Annotated in this window: 18 protein-coding genes; 12 read left to right on the plus strand and 6 right to left on the minus strand. The window is 66.3% G+C overall.

What is annotated here, in order from left to right; genetic code table 11:
- Window positions 1-450, minus strand: coding sequence for an antitoxin Xre/MbcA/ParS toxin-binding domain-containing protein (locus tag ACFPN5_RS12760; RefSeq protein ID WP_379783760.1), 450 nt, complete (start codon window positions 448-450; stop codon window positions 1-3).
- A gap of 109 nt (window positions 451-559) precedes the next feature.
- Between ACFPN5_RS12760 and ACFPN5_RS12765 the strand changes: the two genes are divergently transcribed.
- Complete coding sequence (locus ACFPN5_RS12765) at window positions 560-1,042, plus strand: YybH family protein (protein WP_379783762.1); 483 nt, start codon at window positions 560-562, stop codon at window positions 1,040-1,042.
- 26 nt (window positions 1,043-1,068) lie between these two features.
- Here ACFPN5_RS12765 and recJ read toward each other — a convergent pair whose 3' ends face one another.
- Both recJ and ACFPN5_RS12775 read right to left on the minus strand, forming a co-directional pair.
- The gene (gene recJ, locus ACFPN5_RS12770) at window positions 1,069-2,763 is read right to left on the minus strand and encodes a single-stranded-DNA-specific exonuclease RecJ (RefSeq protein ID WP_379783916.1); all 1,695 of its coding nucleotides are present in this window, start codon (window positions 2,761-2,763) and stop codon (window positions 1,069-1,071) included.
- Window positions 2,763-3,812 (minus strand): hypothetical protein, encoded by a 1,050-nt coding sequence (locus tag ACFPN5_RS12775; RefSeq protein ID WP_379783764.1) that lies wholly within the window; start codon window positions 3,810-3,812, stop codon window positions 2,763-2,765. Before ACFPN5_RS12775 ends, recJ begins: the two co-directional genes overlap by 1 nt.
- Before the next feature lie 187 nt (window positions 3,813-3,999).
- Between ACFPN5_RS12775 and ACFPN5_RS12780 the strand changes: the two genes are divergently transcribed.
- The 8 genes from ACFPN5_RS12780 (at window position 4,000) to ACFPN5_RS12815 (ending at window position 16,943) form a co-directional block, all read left to right on the plus strand.
- Window positions 4,000-5,295, plus strand: coding sequence for a lipoprotein-releasing ABC transporter permease subunit (locus ACFPN5_RS12780; protein WP_379783766.1), 1,296 nt, complete (start codon window positions 4,000-4,002; stop codon window positions 5,293-5,295).
- A gap of 7 nt (window positions 5,296-5,302) precedes the next feature.
- A complete protein-coding gene (locus ACFPN5_RS12785) occupies window positions 5,303-6,568 on the plus strand; it encodes a lipoprotein-releasing ABC transporter permease subunit (protein ID WP_379783768.1) in 1,266 nt (421 codons plus the stop codon).
- Window positions 6,561-7,274 (plus strand): lipoprotein-releasing ABC transporter ATP-binding protein LolD, encoded by a 714-nt coding sequence (lolD, locus tag ACFPN5_RS12790; RefSeq protein WP_379783770.1) that lies wholly within the window; start codon window positions 6,561-6,563, stop codon window positions 7,272-7,274. Before ACFPN5_RS12785 ends, lolD begins: the two co-directional genes overlap by 8 nt.
- A 5-nt stretch (window positions 7,275-7,279) precedes the next feature.
- The gene (locus ACFPN5_RS12795; protein ID WP_379783772.1) at window positions 7,280-8,080 is read left to right on the plus strand and encodes a TatD family hydrolase; all 801 of its coding nucleotides are present in this window, start codon (window positions 7,280-7,282) and stop codon (window positions 8,078-8,080) included.
- Between the two features lie 173 nt (window positions 8,081-8,253).
- Entirely contained in the window at window positions 8,254-11,055 is a 2,802-nt protein-coding gene (locus ACFPN5_RS12800; protein WP_379783774.1) for a type VI secretion system Vgr family protein, read from the plus strand.
- A gap of 23 nt (window positions 11,056-11,078) precedes the next feature.
- Window positions 11,079-12,818 carry an esterase/lipase family protein gene (locus ACFPN5_RS12805; protein ID WP_379783776.1) on the plus strand — a complete coding sequence of 580 codons (1,740 nt, stop codon included), beginning with the start codon at window positions 11,079-11,081 and terminating at the stop codon, window positions 12,816-12,818.
- Window positions 12,815-14,548: a T6SS immunity protein Tli4 family protein gene (locus tag ACFPN5_RS12810; protein WP_379783778.1), complete on the plus strand. Its 1,734-nt coding sequence runs from the start codon at window positions 12,815-12,817 to the stop codon at window positions 14,546-14,548. The genes ACFPN5_RS12805 and ACFPN5_RS12810 overlap by 4 nt, the downstream gene beginning before the upstream one ends.
- 49 nt (window positions 14,549-14,597) lie before the next feature.
- Window positions 14,598-16,943, plus strand: coding sequence for a DNA internalization-related competence protein ComEC/Rec2 (locus ACFPN5_RS12815; protein ID WP_379783780.1), 2,346 nt, complete (start codon window positions 14,598-14,600; stop codon window positions 16,941-16,943).
- Window positions 16,944-16,956: 13 nt separating this feature from the next.
- On the opposite strand, the gene ACFPN5_RS12820 is transcribed toward ACFPN5_RS12815, so the two are convergent.
- Both ACFPN5_RS12820 and ACFPN5_RS12825 read right to left on the minus strand, forming a co-directional pair.
- Window positions 16,957-18,477: a sensor histidine kinase gene (locus ACFPN5_RS12820; RefSeq protein WP_379783782.1), complete on the minus strand. Its 1,521-nt coding sequence runs from the start codon at window positions 18,475-18,477 to the stop codon at window positions 16,957-16,959.
- A 2-nt stretch (window positions 18,478-18,479) separates the two neighbouring features.
- Window positions 18,480-19,175, minus strand: coding sequence for a response regulator (locus tag ACFPN5_RS12825; RefSeq protein WP_379783784.1), 696 nt, complete (start codon window positions 19,173-19,175; stop codon window positions 18,480-18,482).
- Between the two features lie 183 nt (window positions 19,176-19,358).
- Between ACFPN5_RS12825 and ACFPN5_RS12830 the strand changes: the two genes are divergently transcribed.
- From ACFPN5_RS12830 to ACFPN5_RS12840, 3 genes are all read left to right on the plus strand, one after another.
- Window positions 19,359-20,189: an alpha/beta hydrolase gene (locus ACFPN5_RS12830; RefSeq protein WP_379783786.1), complete on the plus strand. Its 831-nt coding sequence runs from the start codon at window positions 19,359-19,361 to the stop codon at window positions 20,187-20,189.
- 95 nt (window positions 20,190-20,284) lie between these two features.
- Window positions 20,285-20,851 (plus strand): dCTP deaminase, encoded by a 567-nt coding sequence (gene dcd, locus ACFPN5_RS12835; protein WP_379783788.1) that lies wholly within the window; start codon window positions 20,285-20,287, stop codon window positions 20,849-20,851.
- A gap of 54 nt (window positions 20,852-20,905) precedes the next feature.
- Complete coding sequence (locus ACFPN5_RS12840; RefSeq protein ID WP_379783790.1) at window positions 20,906-21,565, plus strand: cation efflux transmembrane domain-containing protein; 660 nt, start codon at window positions 20,906-20,908, stop codon at window positions 21,563-21,565.
- A 165-nt stretch (window positions 21,566-21,730) separates the two neighbouring features.
- Here the strand turns inward: ACFPN5_RS12840 and ACFPN5_RS12845 are convergent, their stop codons facing one another.
- Window positions 21,731-23,986, minus strand: a complete 2,256-nt coding sequence (locus ACFPN5_RS12845) for an Orn/Lys/Arg family decarboxylase (RefSeq protein WP_379783792.1) — start codon at window positions 23,984-23,986, stop codon at window positions 21,731-21,733.
- Window positions 23,987-24,158 lie beyond the last annotated feature (172 nt).

The following is a 24,158-nucleotide window of genomic DNA, read 5'->3' on the forward strand; positions in this document are numbered from 1 at the left end:
TCAGAGGCCTCCGCGGCGCGCGTCCAGCAGCTTGCGCACCGTTTGCATGGCCAGCAGCCCGCCGCCCAGCATGCAGGCGAGCGGCGTGCGGCCGCCGAAAATCACGTTGCTGTTGGGGAGCATCACCCATTCGTCGGCGAGCTTGTCGTCGTACAGGATATGCAGGGCCTTGTAGATGCCGAGCAGGTAGGAAATGCGCGTGATGCGGTCGACTTCGAGGACCCGGTCCGGGTTCTTTTTCCAGTCGTAGTAGCTCGATGCCGACAGGCCGCCGAGCAGCTCGCGCGCATCGTCGTCGCGCAGCTGCCAGGCAGCGGCCAGCTTGAAAAAGCCGGTCAGGGCCGCTTTCGACAGGCGCTCGCGCTCGACGCGGGAATTCAGGTCTACCAGGACCGCGGGCTCGAAGCGGCTTTTCGGGTAGGAGTAGGCAAGATTCGTAGCGTGGCTCATGGAGTCCTCCGTTTCTGGAGTATTTATACTCCGTTTCCGTATCCGATGCAATTGATATTCGCGCTACTAGTTGTCAAGGCTGCGGGCGCATGCCAGAATCGGTGCCGAATTGCTAAAAGGAAAAGGTTATTCCATGCGTTGGCACTCGGTGGGTCTTGTTCTGGTAGGGGCGATGGTCGTCGGCGCCGCGGCGCTCGGGCTTGCGCGCGGCTCGCGCGTCGGCCCGGTCGAGCTGCGCCAGCAGGTGATGCAGGCCGAACGGGCCTTCGCCGCGACCATGGCGGCGCGCGACTTCGAGGCCTTCACGGGCTTCCTCTCGCGCGAGGCCGTGTTCATGAACCCGGCGGGACCGCAGCGCGGCAAGGACGCGGTGGCCTCGGGTTGGCGTGCTTACTTCGACAAGCCGGCGGCACCGTTTTCGTGGGAGCCGGATGAAGTCGAGGTGCTGGCATCGGGCACGCTGGCCTACAGCAGCGGGCCGGTGAAGGATGCGGCGGGCAAGCAGGTCGGGCGGTTCAATTCGGTGTGGCGGCTGGAAGGGCCGGGAACGTGGCGGGTGGTGTTCGATCGCGGCTGCGATTGCGGGAGGTAGCACCGCACACCACATCACGCCGCGCATCAGATTGGTTCCGCGTGCTCCACCAGCAATTGCACCTTCGTCACGCCGTTGTATTCGTTCGCATCCAGCCGGAACGCCACCCGGGCCCGGTCGCCGAGCCCATCGGTATGCCCGAACCAGATCGCGTCGTAGCGCCGGCCGTTCTTCTCCAGCAGCAGCTTGAGGTGCTTTTCCTTCAGGATACGCTGGCTCAGCACCCGGAATTCGTCGCAGAACACGGGCGGCGCGAAGCCCTGGCCCCACACCTGGCCATCCATCAGCTCGATGAAGCTGGTGCAGTAGAACTCGTCTTCGAGCGGGCCGTCGGTTTCGACCACGCGTTCCAGCTGCGCCTGGGTCAGCCAGGCGCGCCCGACCGCCTCGAAGGCCTGCGAGAACGCGTCGAACGATTCCGCCTTGATGGTCAGGCCGGCCGCCATCGCGTGGCCGCCGAACTTGTCGATCAGGCCCGGCACGCGTTTCGACACCAGGTCGAGCGCGTCGCGCATGTGAAAGCCCGGGATCGAGCGTCCCGAACCCTTGATCAGGCCCAGCCCGCCCGGCGCGAACGTGATCGTGGGCCGGAAGAATTTTTCTTTCAGGCGCGACGCGACGATGCCGATCACACCCTGGTGCCAGCCTTCGTCGAACACGGCAATGGTGCTGCTGTCGGTGGGCTCGAAGGCGTCCAGGTGCAGCAGCGCCGTGTCCTGCATCTCGGCTTCGATCTCGCGCCGTTTCAAATTGATCTCGTTGAGCTGCTGGGCGATGGCCCAGGCGCGGCCCTCGTCGTCGGTGGTCAAGCATTCGATCCCGAGCGACATGTCTTCCAGTCGCCCCGCCGCATTCAGGCGCGGGCCGACGGCAAAGCCCAGGTCGAAGGGCGAGGCGCAGCGCGCTTCGCGCCCGGCGACCCGGAACAGCGCCGCCACGCCGGCATGCATGCGGCCGGCGCGCATGCGCTTGATGCCCTGGGCGACCAGGATGCGGTTGTTGGCGTCGAGCTTCACCACGTCGGCCACCGTGCCCAGCGCCACCAGGTCGAGCAGGTTGTCCAGCTTCGGCTGGGTGGCGGCGTCGAACACGCCGCGCCGGCGCAATTCGGCGCGCAGCGCCAGCAGCACGTAGAACACGACGCCGACGCCGGCCAGGTTCTTGCTCGGGAAGCCGCACTCGGGCTGGTTCGGGTTGACGATCACGCGCGCAGGCGGCAGCGCGTCGCCGGGCAGGTGGTGGTCGGTGACGACGACTTCGATCCCGCGCCGGTTAGCCTCCAGCACACCGTCGATGCTGGCGATGCCGTTGTCGACGGTGATGATGATGTCGGGTGCCTTTTCGCGCGCCGTCAGTTCGACGATCTCGGGCGTGAGGCCATAGCCGTATTCGAAACGGTTCGGCACGATGTAGTCGACCTGCGCGCCCATCGCCCGCAGGCCACGCAAGGCGACCGCACAGGCGGTGGCGCCGTCGCAGTCGTAATCGGCGACGATGGTCATCTTCTTGCCGGCGCCAATCGAATCGGCGAGGAACACGGCGGCGGCGTCGATGTGGCGCAGGCCGCTCGGCGGGACCAGCGCCGACAGCTCGCTGGCGAGTTCGCGCGCGTCAATCAGGCCGCGCGAGGCATAGATGCGGGCCAGGACGGGGTGCACGCCGCCCTGGCGCAGCATTTCGGACTGGCGGAACGGGCAGGGGCGGGTGGAAATACGCGTAATCAAAGCAGTCGGTCCAGGGTAGGGCGGCGCCAGAACTTGCGCTGGGCCAGGGCATTGGTGGTGCAGGCGGCGTGCGCGTCGCGGTGGCTCAGCACCAGGCTCACTGACCGCACGCGGTTGTCAAGCAAGGCTTTCAAGATGGGTGCGAACAGCGCAGCTTCAAGCTGTCCCATCTGCGCAATCCAGATGCCCCAGTCGGCGCCGATGGCGCTCGCCGCGGCACTGCCGCACACCAGGATGGTATCGCGGTCCAGGCCGGCCACGAAAGCCGGCAGGTCGGTCACTGGCGTGTCCGCCAGCGCATCGACCCAGGGGGCGGCGTCAAAGGCGGCAAGGGCAGGCGCTCGCGGAGCACGGCTACGGGCCGCATCGGCAGCGCCCCACAGCCAGAACGCATTCACCGGCGGCAGGCGGCGCGCCTCGCGCTCGGCGTTGACCGGATGCGAATGCCACAGGATCTGCACTTCGTTCTGCAGGCGCCGGAAGGCCGCGGCGTGGGCGCCTGCCGGCATCCAGTCGGTCAGGTCCATGCCGACGGCGGCGTCGGGCGTGGCCGTATCCAGGGCCGCCCAGTCGTCGGCGCGCATGAACCAGGTCTGGGCGTCGCCCCAGGCCAGCGCGTGGCCGGCTTCCTCGAAGTAGGGCCGGGCCGACTCGAACAGCGCGCGGCTGTCCGGTTCGCTCAGGCGGATGTTGCGCAGGTCGGCCATCAGCAGGTGGGTGCGGGCGATCTCGATGTGCGCCGGGTTGACGATGAACCAGGTGCCCCCATCCGGCTCGATGCCGCGCCCGCGCATGGCGGCGGCGGCCAGCGCCGGGCGGCCAGCCTCGAGTAAACCAAGCGCCCGGGCCAGCCACTGCTCGTGCGGCAGCGCGCGCACCGTGTCGTCGACGGCCACCCGCGCGTAGCTGCTGGTGCGCGACAGCAGGGCGCCCAGCGCCGGCGCATTCGGGGCAAGGGCGCGCACCAGGTCGGGGGCAAATTCGGGAATCGGAAGCGCGAAGGGCAGGACGAGCGTGATGTGGGCCATACCGTGATTGTAGGGCATCCGGGCACCCCATGCGTGCTGGATGCGCCACACCAGGTGCCACACATGCCGGGACGAGCTCGCCCTGGTCAGCGCTCAGTTAGCCGCATTCGGCCGCCCGCACGGCCGAGGTGTTAGAATTTTGCAAAATTCGCATCGTGGCGGTTGCCTGATCCGCCACGGCACCATCGTTTGCAACCGGAGCTTCATGAGTATTGTCCATACCTTGCCGTTCGAATGGCTGGTCGGCCTGCGCTATACGCGCGCCGGCAAGCGCAGCGGACGCAACCGTTTCATCTCCTTCATTTCGCTCATTTCCGTGGCCGGCATCGCGCTCGGCGTGGCGGCGCTGATCGTCGTGCTGTCGGTGATGAACGGCTTCCAGAAAGAAGTCACCGACCGCATGCTGTCGGTGCTGGCCCACGTCGAGATCTTCGACGTGCGCGGCAGCATGCCCGACTGGCGCGCGGTCGAGCGTGAAGCCGCGCGTAACCCGGAAGTGGTCGCCGCCGCGCCCTTCGTGGAAGCGCAGGGCATGCTGCTGCGCGACGGCGTGATGAAGCCGGTGCTGATGCGCGGCGTGCTGCCCGCGCTTGAGGCGAAAGTCTCCGACGTGGCGGGCCAGATGAAACAGGGCAGCCTGGACTCGCTCACGCCCGGCTCGATGAACGTCGTGCTGGGGAGTGCGCTGGCCGCCGCGCTCGACGTCAAGGTGGGCGACCGCCTGGCCATGCTGATGGCGGGGGGCGACCCCGGGGCCAACGCCGCGGCGGCCTCCGGCAACGCGATGCCGCGCACCCAGTCCTTCGTCGTGTCGGGCATTTTCGAGGCCGGCCACTATGAATTCGATTCCGCGCTCGTCTTTGCGCACCTGGACGATGCGGCGCAAGCGGCCCAGGCCAGCGGCCCGGCGGGGCTGCGCCTGCGCCTGCGCGACCTGCACCAGGCGCCGCGCGTGGCCTCGGAACTGCGCCGTGACATGGCTGGTGCCACGGCGGGCGAACTCGTGATGCGCGACTGGTCGCAGGTGAACACGATCTGGTTCGCCGCCGTGCAGTCGCAAAAGCGCATGATGTTCATCATCCTGACCCTGATCATCGCGGTCGCCGCCTTCAACCTCGTCTCGACCCTCGTCATGACGGTAAAGGACAAGCAGGCCGACATCGCGATCCTGCGCACGCTGGGCGCCGCGCCGCGCTCGATCATGAAGATCTTCATGGTGCAGGGCACGCTGGTCGGGGTGCTCGGCGCCGCGCTGGGCGTGGCGCTGGGCGTGGCGGTGGCGCTCAACGTCGACGTGATCGTGCCGGCCATCGAGCGCCTGCTCGGGGTGCAGTTCCTCTCCAAGGAAATCTACCTGATCAGCGAGATCCCGTCCGACCTGCGCTGGGTGGATGTGGCAAGCATCGGCGGCGTCGCCGTGCTGCTGGCCTTTTTCTCCACCATCTACCCGAGCTGGGCAGCGGCGCGCGTGAAGCCGGCCGAAGCACTCCGTTACGAGTAACATCATTATGAGCATCATCCACAAACTGCCCTTCGAATGGCTGGTCGGCCTGCGCTACACGCGCGCAGGCAAGGGCAGCGGCCGCAGCGGCTTCATTTCCTTCATTTCGCTCATTTCGGTGGCGGGGATCGGCCTTGGGGTCGCGGCCCTGATCATCGTGCTGTCGGTCATGAACGGCTTCCAGAAGCAGGTCACCGACCGCATGCTGTCGGTGCTGGCCCATATCGAAGTGTTCGACGCGCGCGGCGACATGCCCCAGTGGCGCGCCGCCGAACAGGAAGCCTTGCGCAATCCAGCCGTGCTGGGCGTCGCGCCCTTTGTCGAGTCGCAGGGGCTGCTGCAGAAGAACGGCGCCATGCGCCCGGTCACGATCCGCGGCGTGCTTCCGAGCGCCGAGCGCAAGGTGTCGAAGGTGGCCAATACCATGCGCCAGGGGAGCTTCGATTCGCTCGCGCCGAATACCTTCAACATCGTGCTCGGCTACGCGCTGGCCAGCGGGCTCGGCGTGGAGGTGGGCGACAAGGTGACCATGCTGCTGGCCCAGGCCCAGACCACGCCGGCCGGCATGCTGCCGCGCATGCGCTCGTTCACCGTCTCGGGCATCTTCGAATCGGGCCACATGGAGTTCGACGCCGGCATGGCCTTTATCGGCATCGAGGACGCGCAAAAGATGGAGCGCCTGTCCGCGCCCGCCGGCCTGCGCCTGCGCGTGGCCGACATGCACGCCGCCCCCCAGGTGGCGGCCGAGCTGGAAAAATCCATGTCGGGCGAGCTCGTGATGCGCGACTGGTCGAAGCTCAACGCCGTCTGGTTCGGCGCCGTACAGACCGAGAAGAAGATGATGTTCATCATCCTGACGCTGATCGTCACCGTGGCCGCCTTCAACCTCGTCTCGACGCTGGTGATGACGGTGACCGACAAGCAGCCCGACATCGCCATCCTGCGCACGCTGGGCGCCTCGCCGCGCTCGATCATGAAGATCTTCATGGTGCAGGGCGCGGTGGCGGGCCTGCTCGGCACCGCGCTGGGCGTGGGCGGCGGCGTGCTGGTCGCGCTGAACATCGAAACCATCGTTCCATTTATCGAAAACCTGTTGGGAGTGCAGTTCTTGTCCAAGGATATTTACCAATTCAGCGCCGTGCCCTCGGATTTGCGCTGGCCGGACGTCGCAAAAATCGGCAGCGTCGCCGTGCTGCTGGCCTTTGCCGCCACGCTCTACCCGAGCTGGTCGGCCTCGCGCGTAAAACCTGCGGAGGCGCTGCGCTATGAGTGACGCATTAAAAGCTGATGCCATCAACTCCCCGGTGCTGAGCTGCCGAGGCCTCGGCAAGACTTTCAAGCAGGGCGACTACCAGGTCCAGGTGCTGGAGCAGATCGACTTCGCCATCTCGCGCGGCGAGCGGGTGGCCATCGTCGGCGCCTCGGGTTCCGGCAAGTCGACGCTGCTGCACCTGCTCGGCGGGCTCGATACGCCCAGCACCGGCTCGGTGACCCTGCTCGGCGAAGACTTCGCGACCCTGTCGGAAACCCGCCGCGGCGACCTGCGCAACTCCTCGCTCGGCTTCGTCTACCAGTTCCACCACCTGCTGCCCGAGTTCTCGGCGCTCGACAACGTCGCCATGCCGCTCATGATCCGGCGCGAAAAGCATGCGGCCGCCAGCGTGAAGGCGCAGGCAATCCTCGAGCGCGTCGGTCTTGGCAAGCGCGTCGTCCACCGCCCGGGCGAGCTGTCGGGCGGCGAGCGTCAGCGTGTGGCGCTGGCGCGGGCGCTCGTCACGCAGCCGGCCTGCGTGCTGGCCGACGAGCCGACCGGTAACCTCGACCACACGACGGCGCTCACCATCTTCGACCTGATGCTCGAACTCTCGCGCACCCTGGGCACGGCCTTCGTCATCGTCACCCACGACATGGAACTGGCCCGCCGTTGCGACCGCGCGCTGCGCCTGACCGAACACGGCCTGCAACCGATGGAGGCGTAAGGCCCATGTGGATCGACACCCACTGCCACCTGGACGCCCACGAATTCGGCGCCCAGGCGCTCGACGTCGCTGCGCGGGCCGGCGGACTCGGGGTGTCGATGATCGTGATCCCGGCGGTCGAGCGCGGCAATTTCAAGGCTGTCGCGGACCTGGCGCACGGCGCGCCGAACGCAAGTTATGCGCTGGGCATCCATCCGATCTGCGTACCGCAGGCGCAGGACGAAGACCTGCTCGCGCTGCGCGCCGCGGTGGAGCGCGCGATGAGCGATCCGCGTTTCGTGGCCATCGGCGAGATCGGCCTCGATTTCTTCATTCCGCTGCTGTGCGAGCCCGCGATGCGCGAGAAGCAGGAGCGCTTCTTCAGGGAGCAGCTGCGCATCGCGCGCGACTTCGGCCTGCCGGTGCTGACCCATGTGCGCCGCTCGCAGGACCAGGTGCTCAAGCACCTGCGCCAGGTTACGCCGCCCGGCGGCATCGCGCATGCCTTCAACGGCAGCGAGCAGCAGGCGAATACCTTTATCAAGCTAGGCATGCACCTCGGGTTCGGCGGCGCCATGACCTTTACGCGCGCGCTCCAGATCCGGCGGCTGGCGAGCACGCTGCCGCTGGACCGGATCGTGCTTGAGACCGATGCGCCGGACATCTCGCCGGCCTGGATCCACCCGGCGCGCAACAGCCCGGAGCAGCTGCCGGCGATCGGTGCGGCGCTGGCCGGCCTGCGTGGGATCGGCGAGCCGGAAGTGTGCACCGCCGCCTGGCGCAGTTCGATCGAGGCCATCCCGCGGCTGGCCGCATTGCTGGCGTAATCGACAAGCGCGGCGGAACCTTTCGCCACTGACGGCCTCAACTGTGTATGCATACAGCCGATATGCCCTTGCGGCGTAAAGTTCAGCTCGTTTGGCCTTGTGCACGATGATGGTACGCAACTTGGTAATGTCGGGTTCGTGCGACCATGGCTTTTTCGGCCTGGGAGACGAAATTGGACAGCGCGAGCGAGTTCCTCCGCGTACTGCAGCACGAGCGGTCACTGAGCACCGCGCATCGCGTCCTGCGTCTGCGACTCGCCCACGCCGAAGGCCTCCTTGATGATGTCCTTCTCCCGCAGCGCATCACCGGCACCGAATCGATTTGCGGCGGACTCGAATACCGGGTCGCCTGCGTCGCCAGCGACCCGGCGCTGCCCCTGAAGGAACTGATCGCGCTGCCGGCCGAAGTGCAGGTCGTCCTCGACCGCGGCGGCCTGCGCAGCATCTGCGGCATCGTCACCGAAGCGCGCTCCGGCGACAGCGACGGCGGCCTCGCCACTTACCAGCTGGTGCTGCGCGACGCGCTGTCGATCATGGAAAAGCGCGTCAACAGCCGCATTTTCCGCCAGATGAACGAACTCGACATCGTGCAGGTACTGTTCGACGAGTGGCGCCATGCGAACACCACCCTGGCCGGCGCCTTCGAGTACGAATTCGATCCGCTGCTCGAGGCCGAACGCTATCCCCGGCGCGAGCAGACGATGCAGTACAACGAATCGGATGCCGCTTTTGTCCGCCGCCTGCTGCGCCGCCGCGGCATTTCGTGGCTGGTGCGCGCCGGACGCAGCCGCACCAGCACCGTCGACGCCCGCATTGACTCCGCCTACGACCGCATCCCCGCGCATACGCTGGTGCTGTTCGCCGATGCGGTCAACCTGCCGGAAAACGCCGCCGGCACCGTGCGCTACCACCGCGACGACGCGACCGGGCAGCGCGACACCATCACCTCCTGGAGCGGCGCCCGCTCGCTGCAGCCGGGCAGCACCACGCGCCACAGCTGGGACTACAAGAATCCGGGCGGCGCCCACTTCATGGCCGCCACCACGCGCGCCGGCAGCGACCAGGGCGGGTGGGGCAGCGGCTTTGCCGCCAGCCTCGACGACTACCTGGTCGAAGCGCCCCATGCCGGCAACGACTTCGAGGACCACTGGCGCCTCGGCCAGTTGCGCATGCAGCGCCACGAGTTCGAAGCGAAATGCTTCCATGGCGAAGGCAGCGTGCGCGATTTCTGCGCTGGGCAGTACTTCACGTTGGCCGGCCATCCCGAGATCGATACCCATCCCGCTGCGGAGCGCCAGTTCGTCATCACCGAGCTGCACGCAACCGTCTGCAACAACCTGCCGGGCGACCTGTCCGCGCGCATCGACCGTTTGCTGGCCCGCAGCGGCTGGCAACTGCCTGCCGCCTCGACCGGTGACGGCAGCGCGGCACACGTGCACGTGCGCTTCACGGCCGTGCGCCGCGGAGTGCCCTTCGTGCCGGCCTTCGACCCGCGGGTCGACCTGCCGCATCCGCAGCTGCAAAGCGCGATCGTGGTCGGACCGGAAAACGAAGAGGTGCACTGCGACGCGCTGGGACGGGTGAAGATCCGCTTTCCCGGCATGCGCCCGGCCGACCATGGCCATGCGAACGGCGCCGGGGTCTCCGGCGCACCGGCCGATTCGGCCTGGGTACGGGTCGCCTCGAACTGGGCCGGCAACGGGCCAGGCAGCCACCAGCAGTGCGGCGCGCTCGGCCTGCCGCGCGTCGGCACCGAAGTGCTGGTCGCCTTCCTCGGCGGCGACCCGGACCGGCCGATCGTTCTGTCGCAACTGTTCAACAGCCGCGCCACGCCGCCGGCGCTCAGCCCGGACGGCGAATTGCCGGGCAACCGCTACCTGGCGGGCCTGCGCAGCCGCGAGATCGGCGGCCAGCGTGGCAACGTCCTGCGCTTCGACGACACGCGCGGCGAAATCAGCGCGCAGCTGGCGAGCGACCATGGCACCTCGCAGCTGAACCTGGGCTGGCTGACGCGTCCGCGCGCCAATGGCGCGGCCGAGCCCAGGGGCGAGGGCGCGGAGCTGCGCAGCGAGCGCGCCGTCGCCATCCGCGGCCGCGAAGGCGTGCTGGTGAGCGCCGAGGCCTCGCCCGCCGGCGCCGGAGAGCAGCTGGCCCGCGCCGGACTGGTCGGCCTCGCAGCGCTGATGCAGAGCGTGGCCGACGAAATGGCCAAACTGGCCGAGCAGCACGCTGGCGACGAGCCGGGCAACGCGCGCCTGGCGGAACTGGTCGACAAGCTCAAGGCCTGGGATGCGGGCACCAACGTCGCGCCAGGCGCAGCGGCTGCCGCCGGGGCCGCGGCGATGGTCGCTGTCACCGCGCCGGCCGGGATCGTGCTGGCCAGCCAGGACAACGTGGCGCTCGCCTCCGAAAAAAAGATCGACGTGGTCAGCGGCGGCGACGCCGAGGTCTGCGCCGGCGGCAACGTGTTCGTGCGCGCAGCGCGTTCGATCAGCGCGTTCGCCCATGCGCTGGGCATCAAGCTCGTGGCCGGGCGCGGCAACGTGGCCATCGAGGCCCATCAGGGCAGCGTCGAGATCAAGTCGTCCGGCCGGATCAGCCTGATCTCCTCGGAAGCGATCCACATCGAGGCGCCGCTGGTGCGCATTGTCTCGAAGGGTGCGCAAACGGAATGGGCGGACGGCGGCATCACCCAGCAAAGCGCCGGCCCGCACATCTTCAAGGCCACTGAAATCAGGCGCGCCGGTGCGGGTGGAGGCAGCCCGCAAACGCTCGATTTCGCCTCCTCCAAAATACGGACCGACGAGCGCCTCGTCCTGCGCCACCTGCAAACGCGCGAACCGATTCCCAACCAGCGCTACATCGCCCACCTGGAGGACGGCAGCACGATCGACGGCGTTAGCGACGAAGACGGACGCACGGCGCTGGTCCAGGGCGCCACGCTGGGGCCGGTGCGTTTCGAGCTGCTTCCTTGACGCGCTGAAGAGCCATCAGCCCCATGAGTGAAAAGACCAGGCCGTTACCGCCCCCTGTTCCCTTGTCTAACGGGGGCTGGGAGGTCAATTCCTTCATGTCCTCCGAGGATTACACCCTGCGTGGACTGGCCCTCATGCCGTCGAATAGTATCGTGCCGGTTATCGTTGTACCCGGCATTATGGGAACGAATCTCAGGGCCAAGCGTTTGCCGGGGCCCGAAACAAAAGACGCTGAAAGAAATCAGAGAGCGCGACCTGGGGACCCGGTTTGGCGCCCCCCAAATGGCAAGAGCGAGGGATTGCGTGCCGCTGATCGATGGGACGGCTTTACGCCCACGGACCGGCAACTCCTGTTCGACTCGCCGACCTTGGAGGTTGACGACAGTGGTCCTGTTGGTCTTCCAAACTCGGATGACGGCTACGTTCTGAAAGAAGAGGATGTGCGCGAGCGAGGTTGGGGAGAGGTGCATGCTGAATCGTACGGTCCCCTGCTTTACGCCCTGGAGACGCGCCTGAACCAGACATTTTGGTACGACGCGCCAAAGAAGAAGCACCTTATTAAACAGCATTGGCAAGATGTGATGGCCTGCGATCCGAAGAAATGGGGCCTGCGCGACTTCGCGCCGCTGACCGAAGGGGAGCTCAAAAAACACGCCCAGCATTATTTTCCGGTGTATTCGCTCGGCTATTGCTGGCTCGAGGACTGTCAAACGTCGTCGTTGGTCCTGGAGAAGCGCATCCTTGAAATCATTGCATTTTGGCGAAATGCGAACCGGCGCTGTGACAAGGTTATCCTCGTAACCCACTCCATGGGCGGATTGGTAGCGAGAGCATGCGCGAAGCGTATTTCCGACAAGATCGCCGGGGTGATTCACGGCGTAATGCCTGCACTGGGAGCACCGGTCGCCTACCGCCGGATCGCTTGCGGAACGGAGGCGTCGAGTCCAGGCAATGGGCCTTTGGAAAATTTCGAAGCGTCAAGGGCTGCGATGATTCTGGGACGGACAACTGACAAGACAACCCCCGTGCTGGCGACGTCGCCAGGGGCCCTTGAACTGTTGCCGAATCACCTTTACCCACAGCCGTGGCTGCATGTGCGGGTCATCAAGTCGTTTGGCCCACCTCGAGGCGCAGGCTATGGCGCAAAGGATGACGTCGTCCGGCTAAGCGAGACCTCGGCGGATTATTTGCATTTGCCCAGCGCACGGGCGCCTAATCCCTATGATCTGTACCGGAACTTGACGTGTTGGTACCGCCTCATTAATCCGGCGCTCGCCGACCCAGCCGGGAAGTACACAAAAAAACCTGGAGGCGTCGAATTGCAAATCAGGTCAGCTATTGCGACTGCCGAACAGTTCCACCGCTCTTTAGGTGATTATTACCATCCAAATACATACGCCTTTTATGGCGATGACCAAAATGAACTGTCATACGGTCGCGTCAGTTGGGTCGCGCGGCAGGGGGCCGGTTCTGCTTGCGCCTTGACGACGGCGAACGTGGCAGATGCGACCTTCCTTGGCCACAGGCCAAATGGTCAGAGGCGCGTTCTCGTCGAGGGCAAAGCCGAGCTGCATTTCGAGCCCGAGCCGCAAGATGTCCGTGGCGACGGGACCGTTCCTCGTCAATCCGGCGCTGGTGTGGCCGGCCATGTGAAGCAGGTGTTCCCAACGCAAGGCTACGATCACCAAGGATCGTATAACAACGACGACATGCTCAAGCTAACGCTTCGCTTGATTGTGAAGATCGCCCAGGAGCTGTCGTGAAGCACTGGATCCATAACAAGCTGGCAAAAGTGCCGGCCGGGATCGTTATCGCGGCTTTGGCGACAGCCTGGGCTCTAGGCGCGGTCCTGAACGAACACGGGATGGCGCGTCAGGACAGACACGAGGTAGTGCGAATGACCGAGAAAATGAAAACGGTGTGCGTCGGGCGATTTTTGCTTGATTTGCCGAAAGAGGCGCAGATTACATTCAGCACCCCTCGTATTGACGGATTCACCGTCGTGATATTCCCCGAAACTCTGGATGAGTTCCAGACTCGCCTTGCAGAGCGCGAAGCGCTCATCAAGGCCAAGCCCGATCGGCTGGGCGGGGACCGGAATCTGGAAGTGGCGAAAGAGGTGAGGGGCGACGGCGGGATGACCGGAAAACTTTTGGTCCATAGCCGAGCAGTGAAGGAGGGCACGGCATCAAACGGCTTGGAGATCGAGCGCTACCGCCATGAAGGTGTTGCAGTCGAGGCCCTCATGCACGGCAACGGTGTCAGTGTCAATTTGGCGTCGGATTTTTACTTCCCTGACATGGTCGGCAATGTTCTGAAACTTGCTGTCAAGCTAGTGCCGAATCCCGAAAATAAAGTCCCCGCGGAGCCTGGTTTCTGTATGGACGGCGCCTATCTTCGGGACCCGCTCACGGCCGATCAACTGGAACAGATCACGATGTTCGCGCGGCTCCCAAGCAACCCCGATATCCGCTTCCTGCTGATTCTTGCCGCTGGCCTCCAGCCGGATAAGGACGGGCTGATAGAACGGGACGCTGCGACAAAATCACAATTTTCGCCGACCGAGAGGATGCGCTTTTCCAGGCTACGGGCGGCGCCTCGGACAATTGGGGGCATCTATGGGGAGGAAGTGGTCAAACGTGTTCATGAGCTGAACGACTCGATCGTCTACAGCTTCTGGTGGGAGGTCGCTGGAACGACCGACAACATTTTCGTACCCCATATCGTATTTCAGATGGATACCGGCGAGGGCGACCATGGCCCTGTTCCGTCCTCGCTGTCGGAGGGCGCGGCAATGGGTATGTGGGACAGGATTTCGTCCAGCATCCGCGTGCGCCCTACCCAGCCACCCGAACGTGTCGCAGCCGAATCGCCGCCAACTCCGCTCGGCAGCTACGCCTGGGCCGGCGAGCGTTGCCCGGAAAGCGGCTGGTGGCAATGCAGCGACGGCGGCAACGGCATCGGTGTGCTGGGTGGGCAGCGCCAGTACATCCGGAAGGGCGAGCGTATGCCGCAGGCCTTGCTGCTGCCGCCGCAGACCTTGTGGGAGAAGCTCAGAGGCGTTCAGCCGAGCTTCGAATCGAAGACCCAGACTTCCTGGAAACTCGTCGACAAGCGCAGCCGCAAGCGGGTGCCGTCGCCGCTGCCGCTTGCCCAGGCGACCCCTGTGGCGGCTGCCGGCATCACTTCCGCCGGCACGGGGCCCAGCGTGATGGAGCAACAGGGCGTAGCGGTTGGCAGTTTCGCCGCCACTGGATTGCCGTGTCCGGCCAGCGGTTGGTGGCTGTGCGATGACCCTCGTGCGCTGGACGGTACGCGCTGGTTCGCGCGGGGGAGTCTGCTGCCGCCTGCAACCTTCGCGCTCCCGCCCGGCGGCTTCAGCCGCTCGGCAAACTCGGCCAAGTCGATCGAACGACGCGGAGCGTGGCGACTGGTGCGACTGGCCGATGCGCCGGAGCAGGCCGCGAGCGACGACAATGGAAAGCTTGCGTGACGCGGCCGATCCAGTCCTGACGCCGCGGCCCGCCTAGCCTGCGCCTCCCATGCGCTCCGCCATCCTCGGCTTCGTCGCCGGCGCCGCCGTCCTGCAAACAGCCGCCACCTTGCCCGATGCCTGGCGCATCCTCGCCTGCGCCCTGGCCGCGCTCGTGCTCCTGCAGGTCTCCCGCAGACCTCCATGCGCCGCCGTCGCCGGCGCGCTGCTCGGCTTCTGCTGGGCCGCCTGCCTGGCGCACGCCGTCCTCGCCCGGCAGCTCGACAAGGCCGACGAAGGGCGCGACATCGACGTGGTCGGCACCGTCGACAAGCTGCCGCACGATTTCGGCCAGGGCGTGCGCTTCCAGTTCGCGGTCGAGAGCGTGCTGGCGCCGGCCACCAGCATTCCGCCGAAGCTGGCGCTGTCGTGGTACCGCGGCGCCGATGACGCCATGACGGTCCGCCCTGGCCAGCGCTGGCGCCTGACGGTGCGCCTGCAGCGCCCGCACGGGAATGCGAACCCGCATGGCTTCGACTACGAAGCCTGGCTGCTGGGGCAGGGCGTGCGCGCCACCGGCTATGTGCGCGCGGCAAGCGGCAACCGCCGCATGGACGATTTCGTCCCGACCGCCGGGCATTTCGTCGAGCGCGGCCGCGACCTGCTGCGCGAGCGCATTTCGAAGGCGCTGGAAGGCAAGCCCTATGCCGGCGTGATCGTTGCGCTGGTCGTCGGCGACCAGCGCGGTATCGAACAGTCGGACTGGGACGTGTTCAACCGCACCGGCGTCAGTCACCTGGTTGCGATCTCCGGGCTGCACATCACGATGATCGCCGGTCTGGCGGCACTGCTCGCCTCCAGCCTGTGGCGCCGCTCCTTTTTTACCTCCGGCGCCTGGCCACTGGTCCTGCCGGCGCAAAAGGTTGCGGCGCTTGCCGGCGCGGGCGTGGCGCTGCTGTACGTGCTGCTGGCCGGCTTCGGCGTGCCGGCCCAGCGCACCCTGTACATGCTGGCGGTGGTCGCGCTGGCACTGTGGACGGGGCGCCTCACCAGCGTGTCGCACATCCTGTGCCTGGCGCTCGGCCTGGTGGTGTTGCTCGATCCCTGGGCCGTGCTCTGGCCGGGCTTCTGGCTGTCGTTCTTTGCGGTGGCGACCATCCTGTACGCCGGCCTGGGACGCGCTGGTGGCAACAAGAAAGGCCTGCGCGGCACACTAATTCTAGCGGCGCGCACCCAATATGCGGTGACGCTCGGCCTGGTGCCGCTGACGCTGCTGCTGTTTTCGCAGGTCTCCATCGTGGGTCCCCTCGCCAATGCCGTCGCGATCCCCGTCGTGAGTTTTATCGTGACGCCGCTGGCGCTGCTGGGCAGCCTGCTTCCGGCGCCGTTGTCAGATCCCGTGCTCTGGACCGCCCAGTTCGCGGTCGAGTCCCTGGCGAAGGTGCTGGCGTGGCTGGCCGAGCTGCCGGTCGCCGTCTGGAGTGCGCCGGCGCCGCCGCCGTGGCTGTTCGCGCTGGCGCTGGCCGGCACGGCGTGGATGCTGGCGCCGCGCGGCTGGCCGCACCGATGGACGGGCGCCGCCGCCTGGCTGCCCCTGTTCACGCTCTTGCCTACCCATCCGGAGCCGGGCCGGTTGGTCGTCACCGCCTTCGACGTCGGCCAGGGCATGGCGCTGCTGGTCGAAACGCACAAGCATCGGCTGCTCTACGATACCGGCCCGCAGTACGCGCCCGGCCAGGACGGCGGCACGCGCGTGATCCTTCCCTACCTGCGCGCGCGCGGTATCCACCGGCTCGACGGGCTGGTCGTCACGCACAGCGACCTCGATCACGTCGGCGGCGCCGCGAGCGTGCTCGAAGCGCTTCCAGTGGCGTGGGTGGCCAGTTCGCTGGGCCCGGCGCACCCGGTGGTGGCCGCCGCAAAACTGCACCGGCGTTGCGAAGCCGGCCAGCGCTGGGAGTGGGACGGCGTCCTGTTCGAGATGGTGCAGCCGGACAGCGCGAGTTACGACGATCCAGGCCTGAAACCGAATGCGCGCAGCTGCGTGCTGCGGATATCGAACCGTGGCCGCGCGATCCTGCTGGCCGCCGACATCGAAGCGGCGCAGGAAGCCCGGCTGGTGCAGTCCTCGCCTGCGGCGCTGCGCGCCGACGTGCTGCTCGCGCCGCACCACGGCAGCGGCACCTCGTCGACGCCGGCCTTCCTCGCCGCCGTGCAGCCGTCGATCGGCGTGTTCCAGGTGGGGCACCGTAATCGTTACCGGCACCCGAAACGCGAAGTCTACGAGCGCTACGGCCAGCTCGGCATCCGCCGTTTGCGCACCGACGAATCCGGTGCGCTCATCTTCGAATTCGGCCGCGCGATCACGGTGCGCGAATACCGCCGCGAGCACCCGCGCTACTGGCACGGCAGGTAAGGCAGCTCATTAACTAGCGCGCCAGCGGCAGGGTGATCGTCACCTGCAGCCCGCCCCCGGCCCGGTTCGCCACCGTGATGCTGCCGCCATGCGCGCGGATCACGCGCTCGGCGATCGCAAGCCCGAGGCCGTGGCCATCGACGTTGTTGGTCGCTGGATTCGAGCGGAAGAAGGGCTGGAAGATGGTCGGCAGGTCCGCCTCGAGAATGCCGGGGCCGCGGTCGACCACGTCGATGCAGACCGCGCGCGCCACGGTGCGCAGCTTGAGCTCGACCACGCCGCCGGCGCCGCCGTGCTTCATCGCGTTGCGCACGACGTTCTCGATCGCGCGCCACAGCAGGTCCGGCGCGCCGCGCACCTGGGCGGGGAGGGCGAGGTCGATATCGACGCCGACATCGATGGCGGCGCCCTGCGTTTCGGCTTCGAAGCGGGCGTCGAGCGCGATCGCGTCCACCAGTTCCTGCATGTCGACCAGTTCGTCCTTCGGCAGGTCGGGATCGGCCTCCAGACGCGACAGGGTCAGCAGCTCGCCCACCAGTTTGTCCATGCGCTCGCTTTCGCGTTCGATGCGCGCCAGGGAAGTGGCAATCTTGTCGGGCTGCTGGTGCGCGAGGCCGATCGCCGCCTGCAGGCGCGCCAGCGGCGAGCGTAATTCGTGCGAGACGTCGTGCAGCAGGCGGCGCTGGCCATCCATCAGGGCACGCAGCCGGCCGCTCATGCGGTCGAAGTCGCGTCCCAGGTCGTTCAGTTCGTCCCCGCCGGCCGCGCTGCTGCCGAAGCGCGGGGCGAGGTCGCCGGCGGCGGCCGCCTCGAAGGCGGTGCGCAGCGCGCGGATCGGGCGCGAGAAATACCAGGCCAGGAGGAAGGCGAACAGCAGGCTGACGAGCAAGCTGGCCAGCACGAACATTGGCGTTCCCACCCCCCAGCCGGGACCGAAGGGTCCGCGCGGACCACGGGGGCCGCCGAAGCCCGGGGGAGGAGGCGCTCCAGGTGCGCCTGGCTGGGCGCGGGCAGCGGCGGCCAGCGCGCCAGGTGCATCTCTTGCGTCCGGCGGCAGGGCATCGGCCATGTCCTTGCCGCCGCTGCCGGCATGGTTCCGGCGCGCGGGCACGAAAGCGAGCCACTGGCCGCCGTCACGCGCGCTCAGGATGCGCACCGGATGGTAGTGGCGCTCGGCCTTCAGTTCGCGCCGCGCCTGGGCGCGCATGGCGGGCGTGACTTCGCGGCCGAGCAGGTCGCGCCCGCCGGCGTCGACGACATACACGGTATGCCTGTGCATGTGCCCGATGAGTTCGCGCAACGCCGGCAGGTCGCCGTACTTCAGGGCGACGGCCGCCGAGTCGATCAGGAAGGCCGCCGGCGGGCCGGTTTCGATGGCCTGCGTGCGGCTGGACAGGCGCGCCTGCTCGCGCAGCCAGAACACACCGCCGATACCGGCGGCGGCGGCCACCTGCGCCAGCAGGATCGACAGGAAGAATTTCCAGAACAGCTTCCCGGTCACGGTTCCCGCAGCGGGGCCACCTGCGCGTGCCATCGCTAGTCGCGGATCAGCTGGTAGCCGAGCCGGTACACGGTTTGCAGGGGAGAGCGGCCGTCCTCGAGCAAGCCGAGCTTGTGGCGCAAACTGCTCAGGTGGACGTCGATGTTGCGGTCGAAACGCGCCAGCGGCCGGCCCAGCCCCTGTTCGGACAGTTCTCCCTTGCTGACCGGGCGGCCCGCATGGCGCGCGAGGACTTCCAGCAGGTTGAACTCGGTGCTGGTCAGTTCCAGCGTGGCGCCGTCCCAGGTCGCGCGGCGCTGCTCGGGGAGCACGGTCAGCTTGCCGACGGCGTGCACCACGGCGCCGGCGTTCGCGCCGGCGGGCTGGGCATCGTGGGTGCGGCGCAGGATGGCGCGCACGCGCGCCGTCAGTTCGCGCGGGGTGCAGGGCTTGGTGACGTAGTCGTCGGCGCCGAGTTCCAGGCCGAGAATGCGGTCGGCGTCGTCGCCGCGCCCGGTCAGCATCAGGATCGGGATCCGGCTCTGCGCGCGGATGCGCCGCAGCGTGTCGATGCCGTTCAGGGCCGGCATCATGACGTCGAGGACGGCGATCGCAAAGCGTCCGCTCAGCGCCTCGCGGGCGCCCGCCGCGCCGTCGTGGGCGCAGCCGACGGCAAAGCCTTCCTGTTCAAGGTATTCGGACAACATTCCGACGAGTTCGGTGTCGTCGTCGATCAGCAGGACGTGGTTCATGCCGCGATCATAACAAAGGGGTTTCGCAGCGCGCTGCCGGGCGGGCGCTTTTTACCCATCTTTACAAGCGGCCCGACAATGTCCCTGACTATAGGCGTTTCCTTCTAAACAAGTGACGCGCCCGGCACGCTCCTTACATTCCGCGATTACAATCGAAGCCCGTCTTCAATCGTCCCGCGCCACATGCCCAAGCCCCTGCTGCACTTCTGCCACGGTAACAGTTTCCCGTCTGGTACCTATCGCCAATTGCTCGACGGCTTGCGGGCGCACTACGACGTCCACACCACCGACATGATCGGCCACGACCCGCGCTTCCCCGTCGGCGATGGCTGGGACGGCCTGGTGGACGAGCTGATCGCCGGGATCGAAGGCTACGGCCGGCCGGCGATCCTGGTCGGCCATTCGCTCGGCGGCATGCTCAGCACTATGGTGGCCGCGCGCCGCCCGGAGCTGGCGCACAGCGTCGTGATGCTCGACTCGCCCGTGGTGGCGGGCTGGCGCGCCGTGGCCTGGCGGCTCGTGAAACTGCTGGGCAAGGCCTCGCGCTTTTCCCCGGCGCGTTTTTCCGAACGGCGCCGCAGCGTCTGGCCGGACCGCGCGACGGCCTACCAGCATTTCATTTCGAAAGACATTTTCGCCGCCTGGGCGCCGGGCGTACTGGACGACTATCTCGACGTCGGCCTGATCCCGCATCCGGAGGGCCTGCAGCTGCGTTTCAAACGCGACGTCGAAACCCTGATCTACAACTCGCTGCCGCACCACCTCGGCGACATCATCCGCCGCGACTTCCCGGTGCCGGTCGGCTTCATCGGCGCAACCCGCTCGGAAGAGCTGCGCCAGGCGGGCCTCGCCGGCACCCGCAAGCTGGTGCGGGAAAACTTCGTCATGACCGAAGGCTCGCATCTGTACCCGATGGAGTACCCGGCGCGCGCCGCCCAGCTGACGCATGAGATGATCACGCGCCTGGCTGTCCAGCGGCCGTTGCCCCGGCGCCGCCAGACAGCATCGGCTTGACTGCGTGTCTGACGCAGCAGCATCGACTTCGGGGTGTCGGGCCGCTTTTCGCGTAAAATTGCAGGATTGCCAGCTTTACATGAGAGAACCCAGCGATGAGCATCAAAAGCGATAATTGGATCCGCCGCATGGCGCAGGAAACCGGCATGATCGAACCGTTCGCGCCCGGCCAGGTGCGCGAACAGGAAGGGCGGCGCATCATTTCCTACGGCACCTCGTCGTACGGATATGACATCCGCTGTGCCGACGAATTCAAGATTTTTACCAACATCAACAGCACCATTGTCGACCCGAAGAATTTCGATGAGAAATCCTTCGTCGACGTGAAAAGCGATGTCTGCATCATCCCGCCGAACTCGTTCGCGCTGGCGCGCACCATGGAATACTTCCGCATCCCGCGCAATGTCCTGACGATTTGCCTCGGCAAATCGACCTATGCGCGCTGCGGCATCATCGTCAACGTGACCCCGTTCGAGCCGGAATGGGAAGGCTATGTGACGCTCGAGTTCTCGAACACGACCCCGTTGCCGGCGAAAATCTACGCGGGCGAGGGCTGCGCCCAGGTGCTGTTCTTCGAGAGCGACGAAGTGTGCGAGACTTCGTACAAGGACCGTGGCGGCAAGTACCAGGGCCAGCACGGCGTGACGCTGCCGAAAACCTGATACGGTTTCGGGCGGCAGGCTTCATGGGTTGAATTATTTCTAGCGGAGGCTGTCATGGCCGATTGCTGCAGCGGCGGCTGTTCATCCGACAAGCCGCCCGTTGATCCGGCGTACCGGCGCGTCCTCTGGATCGCCCTCGGCGTCAACGCCCTCATGTTCTTCGTGGAGCTGGTCGGCGGCTGGGCCTCCGGTTCAGTCTCGCTCCTGGCCGACGCGGTGGACTTTTTCGGCGACGCCGCCAACTATGGCATCTCCCTGTTCGTCCTCGGCATGGCGCCGATCTGGCGCTCGCGCACCGCGCTGGTGAAGGGCGCGACCATGGGCGCCTACGGCGTGTTCGTGATTGGCACGGCGCTCTGGCACCTGGCCGCAGGCACCGTGCCGAAAGCGACGACGATGGGCGCCATCGGCTTTGCCGCGCTAGCCGCCAACGGCCTGGTTGCGGTGCTGCTGTTCGCCTACCGCAACGGCGACTCGAACATGCGCTCGGTCTGGCTGTGCACGCGCAACGATGCGATCGGGAACGTGGCGGTGATGCTGGCGGCGCTTGGGGTTTTCAAGACCGGCAGCGGGCTGCCCGACCTGTTCGTCGCTGGGGTGATGGGCGTGCTTGGGCTGACGGCGGCGAGGAGCGTGATCGTGCAGGCGCGAGCAGAGATGAATGCGAAGCCGGTTGCAGCGCCCGCGCCAATTGTAGAGCTCAAGCGCAGGTGACCGTAGGGTGGACGGGTTCCCCGTCCACGCGTTCGATAGAAGCTTGAACTATCGCACTTAATGCGGGCACTATTTGAACGCGTGGACGGGAGACCCGCCCACCCTACGACCCCATAAACAAAAAGAGGAGCCAGCGGCTCCTCTTTTCACATCAGCGACAGCCAATCAATCCTGGCGCACGCAATCCACGAAGTAATCGCGCTTGCCATTCACCTCGCGCTTGACCAGGCCGTGCACGTCGGTCTCGAAGCCCGGGAAGCGTTCGTTGAAGTCGCGCGCGAAGCGCAGGTAATCGACGATGATCTTGTTGAAGCGCTCGCCCGGGATCAGCAGTGGAATGCCCGGCGGGTAAGGCGTCAGCAGGATCGCCGTGGTGCGGCCTTCCAGCTCTTCAATCGCCACGCGCTCGATGTCCTTGCGCGCCATCTTGGCAAATGCATCCGACGGCTTCATCGCCGGGACCATGTCCGACAAATACATCTCGGTCGTCAGGCGCGCCACGTCGTACTGCTTGTAGAAGGTGTGGATCGAGGTGCACAGATCGCGCAGCCCGCTGTTTTCGTAACGCGGGTTGGCGGCGGCGAACTGCGGCATCACCTGCCACATCTGCTTGTTGCGGTCGTAGTCGTCCTTGAACTGCTGCAGCGCAGTCACCAGCGTGTTCCAGCGGCCCTTGGTGATGCCGATCGTGAACATGATGAAGAACGAGTACAGCCCGCACTTCTCGATGATCACGCCGTGCTCGGCCAGGTACTTGGTCACGATCGAGGCCGGGATGCCGGTCTCGCCGAACTTGCCGTCCAGCGACAGGCCAGGCGTCACGACGGTGGACTTGATCGGGTCGAGCATGTTGAAGCCCGGCGCCAGGTTGCCGAAGCCGTGCCAGTCGTCCTCGGCGCGGATCATCCAGTCATCCTGGGTGCCGATGCCTTCTTCCGATTCGACTTCCGGGCCCCAGACCTTGAACCACCAGTCGTTGCCGAACTCCTGGTCCACCTTCTTCATTGCGCGGCGGAAGTCGAGCGCCTCGAGGATCGATTCTTCCACCAGCGCGGTGCCGCCCGGCGCTTCCATCATGGCCGCGGCGACGTCGCAGGAGGCGATGATCGAGTACTGCGGCGAGGTCGAGGTGTGCATCAGGAAGGCCTCGTTGAAGGCGTCCTGGTCGAGCTTCACCGTTTCCGATTCGCGCACCAGCACCTGCGAGGCCTGCGACAGGCCGGCCAAGAGCTTGTGCGTCGACTGGGTCGAGAAGATCATCGACTGCTTGGCGCGCGGGCGGTCGCGGCCGATCGCGTGCATGTTCTTGTAGAAGTCGTGGAAGGTCGCGTGCGGCAGCCAGGCTTCGTCGAAGTGCAGGGTCTCGATTTTCCCGTCCAGCATTTCGCGCAGGGTCTCGACGTTGTAGACCACGCCGTCATAGGTCGACTGGGTGATGGTCAGGATGCGCGGCTTCTTGTCCTTCGCCACGCGCGCGAACGGGTTCGCTTCGATCTTGCGTGCGATCGACTCTTCGGTGAACTCTTCCAGCGGGATCGGTCCGATGATGCCAAGGTTGTTCCGGGTCGGCATCAGGAACACGGGAATCGCGCCGCACATGATGATCGAGTGCAGGATCGACTTGTGGCAGTTGCGGTCGACGACGACGATGTCGCCCGGCGCAACGGTACTGTGCCAGACCATCTTGTTCGACGTCGAGGTGCCGTTGGTGACGAAATAGCAGTGGTCGGCGCCGTAGATGCGCGCGGCATTGCGCTCGGACTTCGCGACCGGGCCGGTGTGGTCCAGCAGCTGGCCCAGCTCCTCGACCGCGTTGCAGACGTCGGCGCGCAGCATGTTTTCGCCGAAGAACTGGTGGAACATCTGGCCGACGGGCGACTTCAGGAAGGCGACGCCGCCGGAGTGGCCCGGGCAGTGCCACGAGTAGGAGCCGTCGTAGGCGTAGTTCACCAGCGCGCGGAAGAAGGGCGGCGCCAGGCTGTCGAGGTAGGCTTTCGCTTCGCGGATGATGTGGCGCGCGACGAATTCCGGCGTGTCCTCGAACATGTGGATGAAGCCGTGCAGCTCCTTCAGGATGTCGTTCGGGATGTGGCGCGAGGTGCGCGTTTCGCCGTAGATGTAGATCGGGATGTTCGAGTTCTTGTGGCGGATCTCTTGCACGAAGGCGCGCAGGCGGGTCAGCGCATGGTCGGTTTCCTCGTCCGAGCCGCCGCCGAATTCCTCATCGTCGATCGACAGCACGAAGGCCGAGGCGCGCGACTGCTGCTGCGCGAACTGCGACAGGTCGCCATAGCTGGTATGGCCGAGCACTTCCATGCCTTCCTGTTCCATCGCGGCGGCCAGGGCGCGGATGCCCAGTCCCGAGGTGTTCTCGGACCGGAAGTCCTCGTCAATAATGATGATGGGGAAACGAAATTTCATTGACAGCTCCAATGCGAAGCGCCGTGGGAGCAGGTCCGCCCAGGTTGGACGGCCCGCCACGCACGGCACCGAAAAATAAGAAGCGGATTTTCGCAGAAATTCCGCTGTCCGGTGAACATTTTTTATCAGGGTAACGGGATGCGGCCGAGCATGGCGCACACCAGCAGGCGTA

It is taken from the genome of Massilia niabensis (genome assembly GCF_042655085.1).
Classification (GTDB): Bacteria; Pseudomonadota; Gammaproteobacteria; order Burkholderiales; family Burkholderiaceae_D; genus Telluria; species Telluria niabensis.